The organism is Bartonella taylorii 8TBB, from assembly GCF_902825155.1.
Taxonomy (GTDB): domain Bacteria; phylum Pseudomonadota; class Alphaproteobacteria; order Rhizobiales; family Rhizobiaceae; genus Bartonella; species Bartonella taylorii_A.
The window spans coordinates 75195-81951 of sequence record NZ_CADEAG010000009.1 but is presented as its reverse complement, the minus strand read 5'-3'; the positions used below and the strand labels follow the sequence as shown (position 1 = coordinate 81951).

General features: G+C 34.0%; 6 protein-coding genes and 2 pseudogenes. 7 read left to right on the top strand and 1 reads right to left on the bottom strand.

Annotated elements, in window-relative coordinates; all coding sequences use genetic code 11:
• Positions 1 to 235, bottom strand: a pseudogene (locus J7R13_RS07475) (phage tail tape measure protein); the annotation flags it as partial.
• 213 nt (positions 236 to 448) lie between these two features.
• On the opposite strand from J7R13_RS07475, the gene J7R13_RS07470 reads away from it, so the two are divergent.
• The 7 genes and pseudogenes from J7R13_RS07470 to J7R13_RS07435 all read left to right on the top strand — a co-directional run bounded on the left by J7R13_RS07470 (position 449) and on the right by J7R13_RS07435 (position 6757).
• On the top strand, positions 449 to 1318 hold the full coding sequence (locus J7R13_RS07470) for a YopJ/AvrA family T3SS effector serine/threonine acetyltransferase (RefSeq protein WP_208438131.1): 870 nt from the start codon (positions 449 to 451) through the stop codon (positions 1316 to 1318).
• Between the two features lie 358 nt (positions 1319 to 1676).
• A pseudogene (locus tag J7R13_RS09695) lies at positions 1677 to 2399 on the top strand (2OG-Fe dioxygenase family protein).
• Positions 2396 to 3388, top strand: a complete 993-nt coding sequence (locus J7R13_RS07455) for a C-terminal binding protein (RefSeq protein ID WP_208438129.1) — start codon at positions 2396 to 2398, stop codon at positions 3386 to 3388. The pseudogene J7R13_RS09695 and the gene J7R13_RS07455 overlap by 4 nt, the downstream one beginning before the upstream one ends.
• Positions 3378 to 3986 carry a fumarylacetoacetate hydrolase family protein gene (locus J7R13_RS07450; RefSeq protein ID WP_208438128.1) on the top strand — a complete coding sequence of 203 codons (609 nt, stop codon included), beginning with the start codon at positions 3378 to 3380 and terminating at the stop codon, positions 3984 to 3986. The genes J7R13_RS07455 and J7R13_RS07450 overlap by 11 nt, the downstream gene beginning before the upstream one ends.
• Complete coding sequence (locus tag J7R13_RS07445; RefSeq protein ID WP_208438127.1) at positions 3983 to 4615, top strand: LysE family translocator; 633 nt, start codon at positions 3983 to 3985, stop codon at positions 4613 to 4615. The genes J7R13_RS07450 and J7R13_RS07445 overlap by 4 nt, the downstream gene beginning before the upstream one ends.
• Positions 4616 to 5261: 646 nt before the next feature.
• The gene (locus J7R13_RS07440; RefSeq protein ID WP_208438126.1) at positions 5262 to 5906 is read left to right on the top strand and encodes a LemA family protein; all 645 of its coding nucleotides are present in this window, start codon (positions 5262 to 5264) and stop codon (positions 5904 to 5906) included.
• The gene (locus J7R13_RS07435) at positions 5906 to 6757 is read left to right on the top strand and encodes a TPM domain-containing protein (RefSeq protein ID WP_208438125.1); all 852 of its coding nucleotides are present in this window, start codon (positions 5906 to 5908) and stop codon (positions 6755 to 6757) included. Before J7R13_RS07440 ends, J7R13_RS07435 begins: the two co-directional genes overlap by 1 nt.

Genomic DNA, 6757 nt, shown 5'->3' with positions numbered 1-6757 from the left:
TGGCATCTTTGTCCAGATCTTGCATAAATTTTTCGCGGGAAAGCCCGATATTGGCAAAAGCATCTTCAATATGTTTACCCCCTGCCTGAATGCGCGCACTCATCGCATTAAAACCACGCGCTGCACTCTCAGGAACAATCCCAGCAGAAATCATTGCCGTACCAAAAGCCGCGGTTTCCCGTGCTGTCAACTTAAACATGGTTGCCGCACCGGTGGCGCGATTGGTAAAATCAGAAAACTTTAAGTTTTAAAACTTCCAAGATGAAGTCTTATTTTCTCAAAATTTTATAAGCTAATCTTGAAAGATCCTATCACAAAAGCAGCTTAGTTTTAAAAAAACTATTTCATCTCCTCGTCCTAGAGGACAAAGAAGAAATTAAGTAAAACATTTTTTAATCACAATATGAAATTAGCTTCCCGTGACAATTATAAACATGGAAATTGATATATGCCGAAACTAGTAGATTTACTAAACAAAATCCGTGGTTCATTTAAAAAGGAAGATAATGCTACACCAGAGGGAGAGACATTGGAGAGTATTATTGCACGTTTAGAGAGTGATATCACTGATGGTAGTTGGATCTACGTTAATGATGCAAGAACAGATCTCAGAATGATGCCTGCCCTAGTAGAGCAGGCAAATAGAAAGTATCCACCGATGAAACTTAAATTTTCTGCTACACCGAAGGATCTTGCCATATCAATAAAAAATGCGATCAATGATGGAATTCAATCTTCTAGATTTATAGCTAACATAAGGAATGACGGAGGAATCCATTTTGCAGTAATCGATCATAAAGTTATTAACAACAAGGCATCTTTGATACTTTTTGAATCTGCAACACTCAACCATACAGCACTGGGAATGTTTGCAGTCATGGCAAAAACAGCTTTTGAGAAATATCGATTACCTCATTGTTATTTTTCTATAGTAGAAATGGACATTCAACGAAGCTCCTACGAATGTGGAATTTTTAGTTTGGCTCTAGCTAAAAAGCTTTATCTCGAATCTGATAAATTAGAAAAAATACATAAAGATAATATTGACGGTGTCTTATATGAACCAGATACTCCTTTTTTATCTTATGATAAGTTAGATAAGTATCTTCCAGTTACTTTTTACAAACATACACAAAGTGTAAATCGTCTTAATAAGTATTTAAAATCAAATCCGGGAGCTGAAAATGAAATCATTAACAAGAAAGATCAAACTATTTTTGAAAGGTTTGATAATAACTCCACCGTAATAGGTGATAAAAAACTATCTGTTTCACCACATAAGAAAAGGATTTATGAATATAAATCACTGATGAGATAAATATACAAATCTTTGGTTAAATTAATGGCTTTATAATTGTGCGACAATCTCGCACTATTTTTGTTGTAAACTAAAAGTTTTTATAACTGAAGTTTATCAGTTTGCAACAACACACCATCTTTACTTACAATCTCTTCACATAGCCAAGATCCCTGTACCTCACATAAAAACCTTAAATCACGGAAAAGAAATATCGACTTGCTTAATTTTTATTACATAAGCATCAAAAGTAGCTTTACTTAAATAATATACAGGTTACTCTTGATACCAAGAGTAACATATCAGAATATATTAAAAAAAACATATGTTATATGTTAAAAGTTAGAATCAAAATTAGTTAATATCGCGAAGGGGGGGATTGTGTGTTTCAAACATAGATAAGATTGTTGAGGAATTAAGACAAAATAAATTTGCCCATATTTCTCCTGAAAAAATCAATATCAGAGCTCATGAAATAACTGACTTAGCCCAACTGAAGAGAAGCTGGGACTATTTACCAATTGATCCTTACATGAAAAAAGGTGACTCCTACAGGAGAAGATGCTTTGGAAAATTTATAGTCGATATAGCCAACAAAACAATAGATTTTGTAGAAGATAATTGTTTTTTTCAGAGCTCTGAAATAAACAATTATGCAGGTGGGATTGAAAGAAAATTATCAAAAATATCAGACGCAATATCATCAAATATTATATTGCACAAAATCATTAAAAACACGCTCAATGCTTTTTTGATATATAAAAATAAAGAAAGCAAAGTGTAGGATGTTTTTGTACATCAATTCCGCATTGAATCAAAAAAAGGAATACAAGGAAATCCTACACCTGAAGGCATTCATAAAGATGGTCATACATTCATCAGTATGCACATGATTGGCAGACACAATATCAGAGGTGGCACATCCTATATCTATGATGAAAACAGAAAAAAAATAAAAGAGATCGTTTTGAAAGGAAACTTAGAGAGCATACTGCTGGATGATATGGAAATGTACCATTCAGCCTCTGCAATTTCGTCAATAAATGATGAAAAAGGTTTCAGGGATTTAATGGTTATCGATTATAGAGAAAGAATCCAATGAAAATTGCGATAACCGATAGAATAACTGAAATAAGTGAATTTGAAAAACCACTGACTGACTTGGGTGCTGAGTTTTATTTTTTCAATACTTTAAATGAAGAAGACTTTCCTACTGAAATTCTGGAAGATATTGATGCTCTCTTGATCTGGCATGCAAAAATAACAGAGAAAACAGCCAAGAAATTGCGTAAATGTAAAATAGCTGTACGCTTTGGTATCGGTTATGACCAAGTAGATTATAAAGCACTTAGAAGGCATGGCGTTGAATTTGCTAATAACCCTTCTTATTGTATAGATGAAGTGGCTGACACTGCCTTAACCATGATTTTGGAGGGTTGCAGGCAAGTCTCTAGACATAATGATTTAGCAAAAAAATATGATAAAACATGGCAAGAAAACAATTTTAAAACATTCCGTTTAAAACATAAAACCATTGGATTGATTGGGCTAGGTAAAATAGGAAAAGCAACACTAGAACGGTTAAGTCCTTTTGGATGCAAGGTAATTGTCTATGATCCATACATTGATGAAGGTCTTGCTAAATCACTCAACTTCAAACTTCTCGAAGATATTGATTATCTTCTGGAAGAATCTGATGTGGTATCATTACACTGCCCTCTTACAAAAAAAACAACGGGAATGATTAATTCAGCATTCCTCAAAAAGATGAAGAAAAACGGTATCTTAGTGAACACAGCAAGGGGTAAAATCCTGAGTGATTTTGATTGTTTAGAAAAGCATCTAAGGGAGAATCCTGAGTTTCACGTCCTCCTTGATGTTCTCCCTATGGAGCCACCAAGGAGTCACCCTCTTATTAAAGCTTGGCGAGACAATGCTAACTGGTTGTCGTCAAGGTTGGTTATTAACCCACACAATGCATATTTTTCAGAAAGCTCACATATCGATATGAGAAAAGATATTGTTTCCACAGTGATATCTTGCCTATACAAAAAGAAAATGAAAAATTTGGTGGTTTCCTATGATAAATGACATTTACTGTGTTGGACGCAATTATGTTGAACATGTTCATGAACTAGGCAATGTTGTTGAAGATGAACCGGTTATCTTTAGCAAACCGAATAGTTCACTCGTTTTAGGAAATGAAATTTATCTCCCTAGTTTTTCCAAAGAAATCCATTTTGAAACTGAAATTGTGCTCAAAATCTCAAAGGACGCTTTCATGGTCACGGAGGCGGAAGCAAAAGAATGCTATGATGCCATAGCAATAGGTCTTGATCTCACAGCGCGGGATTTGCAAACAAAACTGAAAGAAAAAAAGCTGCCCTGGCTTTTATCTAAAGGATTTAAAGGAGCGGCATACGTCTCTGACTTCATAAACAAGGAAAAAATAAACAACCCAATAAGCTTTACAATGAAGTTGAATGGCAAAACGAGGCAACTTGGTAATACGAAAAATATGATCTTTAGCTTTGAGAAAATAATATCATTCTTAAGTCACTACATTCAGCTAAGACGTGATGATATCATATATACAGGCACTCCACAGGGAGTAGGGAAACTTTCTAAGTTTGATAAAATAGAATTATATCTCGAAGATAAATTAGTTTCAGAATTAGAAGTAAAATGAATCACCAAATACTCACCTTTTTTATAGTTTCATTTTTTTTAGTCATCTCACCTGGGCCGAATATGGCCCTTATCATCGATAAGGCAACAAGACTGGGAAAAAAGAACGCATTTGCGAACGTTTTAGGGCTATGTACAGCAACATATGTGCATGGGGCATTTTCCATATTAGGTGTATCAGCACTCATTCTCAACAACAAAACGCTGTTTTTTTTAGTAAAACTCATGGGTGGCAGCTATTTATTATACATGGGCTTTAAATCGATTAAATTTGGAATAAACAGCTTAAATTCAAAAGAAAAAATATCAAAGAATGAAAAACATTCTGTAGGTAAAACAAAGTTTTTCACCAGCTATATGGACGGTTTTCTGACACAAATACTAAACCCCAAAGTGTCAATATTTTATATAGCAGCCTTCCCAAAATTTTTGTCTTCTGGCGGTGGCATTAAAAAAGGCTTTGAACTTGTAACCATACATTCCTTCAACATATTTGCATGGTTTACTTTAATGACTATTTTTATATCATTTGCCAGCACCACTTTAAAAAAGAAACGTGTAAAAGGCTTAATTAATATAGCGACAGGAACAGTTTTATCTTTGTTTTCTTTTTTTATTTTCTTTGGATAATTTCCTCTTTCAATAATAAGTTGTACGATTAACAGAAAAATCTTCCTATATCTTGTCTGTCTATCATTCTTAATATCGATATTCTGTCTTCCACTAGAACATATATTATCACCAATTATTACTCGTTTTTTCTGTATAGTTGAACATGAGTTGATCTCATGTACTTTTGAACTTTAATAAATTAAAATGAAGTTTGAGACTTCGCTTTGCGGATGCTATTTTTTCCCCGCAGGTGACTAACAAATGCCGTAGTATAATTCTTTTACCATTTTTCTCCCCAAACTTTATGAAGGGGACTTTCAAGAATCTTTATATAGCATAATAATTTCATAACTAAAATTTTAAAGAGGTGCTATAATACCATAGGCTTTATATCCACCTTCCCTACCAGAAACTAAGTAATATCTAACTCAAAAAGTTGACAAAGTATAATCTGTAGCAATAATAGTTAATATTAGTATTTATAATTTTGTATGATATCGTTATTAATATTTTAATATTAATTTAATAACTTAAAGATAATAAACTTAAAATCCATATAGATATTAATATATTTTATAAAATGTCTTTTTATAAAATTAAAAATACTTTTCACAGAAAAGATAAATCCTATATAGTACATTTAAATAACTTTGGAGATATCTTTATGTTAAATGTACGAACTGTTTCAATTACGCTCACTTCTTCTCTGGTTAAAATATTAAGGCAATTTTCAAGTGCTATTTTTTTGATATTTTTAATACCATTTTTAACTGGCTGCGGATTTAATACGATCCCAACAAATGAAGAAAAAGCACATGCCGCATGGAGTGAAGTGCTAAACCAATATCAACGTCGTGCAGATCTCATTCCTAATCTCGTGGAAACTGTCAAGGCCTATGCTGCCCATGAACAAACTGTTTTCACGAATGTTATTGAAGCACGTGCTAAAGCAACGCAAGTAAATATCAATGCAGATATGTTGAGTAACCCAGAAATAATGAAGCAATATCTCAACAATCAAGCAAATTTATCAAGCGCACTTTCACGTCTTATGGCTGTTGTCGAAAACTATCCTGATCTTAAAGCAAATCAGAACTTTCTTGCTCTTCAATCACAATTAGAAGGAACTGAAAACCGTATTTCTGTTGCGCGCCGTGATTATATCGAAACAGTACGCGCCTACAATACAGCTCTCAAAACAATGCCAACCATGATTTGGGCAAAATTATGGTTTCGTGATGCTAAGCCTATGCCAACATTTACGATTGATACCAATAGCCAACAAACACCGAAGGTCAATTTTAATTAATGAAACCGTTTCGACATTCTATGCAACGTAGTGTTTTTCCATGCTTATGGGCTTTTTTGAGCGCTCTATATTTGGTCATTGCATTGGGAAGTGTTGCTTACTCGCAGACTAAGTTTCCTCCCTTAACTGGCTATATCAACGATGTAGCTCATTTGCTTGATAATGCAACAAAAAAGAATTTAACAGAAAAACTGGCTGTACTCGAAGAGCAAACAGGAGATCAAATTGTTATTGTAACTCTCCCCACCCTTTCAGGAAACAGTATAGAGGCATATAGCAATTCTCTTTTTCGTACATGGGGATTAGGTCAAAAACAGATCAATAATGGTGTGTTACTCGTCATTGCACCAAATGAACGCGAAGTACGTATTGAAGTGGGTTATGGTTTGGAAGGAGAACTAACAGACGCTATGTCCTCAGTCATCATTAATAACTTCGTTCTTCCCAATTTCCGTGAAGGAAATTATCAAAAAGGAATTGTCGAAGCCGTTCATGCAATTATAAAAGTTATTACAGAAAATGATTCTGATTTTTCTTTTCGAATCAAGGAGAAAGCTAGGGCTATTGAAGAAAAACGTAAACAAGCCGAACAAGAAGAAATGATAATCAATACAATTATGTTTTTAATCCTTTTTATAATGGTTGGTTTACCCATTTTTGCAATGATTTTTGGTAAAAAAGTAGGTCCACAAAAATATCTCTGGATGGGTATAATCTTCACACCTTGGTTTTTAAATTTAAATGCTGCGGGCAGACGCTCTGGTGGAATCTATGGTAGCCATTCAGGAGGCGGAGGATTTAGAGGTGGTGGTGGATCATCAGGTGGTGGCGGTGCAACAGGAAGGTGGTAA

Bases quoted from the DNA above. Each gene is read 5' to 3' on its own strand.
- J7R13_RS07470 (WP_208438131.1), top strand. From the start codon at position 449: ATGCCGAAACTAGTAGATTTACTAAACAAAATCCGTGGTTCATTTAAA.
- J7R13_RS07455 (WP_208438129.1), top strand. From the start codon at position 2,396: ATGAAAATTGCGATAACCGATAGAATAACTGAAATAAGTGAATTTGAA.
- J7R13_RS07450 (WP_208438128.1), top strand. From the start codon at position 3,378: ATGATAAATGACATTTACTGTGTTGGACGCAATTATGTTGAACATGTT.
- J7R13_RS07445 (WP_208438127.1), top strand. From the start codon at position 3,983: ATGAATCACCAAATACTCACCTTTTTTATAGTTTCATTTTTTTTAGTC.
- J7R13_RS07440 (WP_208438126.1), top strand. From the start codon at position 5,262: ATGTTAAATGTACGAACTGTTTCAATTACGCTCACTTCTTCTCTGGTT.
- J7R13_RS07435 (WP_208438125.1), top strand. From the start codon at position 5,906: ATGAAACCGTTTCGACATTCTATGCAACGTAGTGTTTTTCCATGCTTA.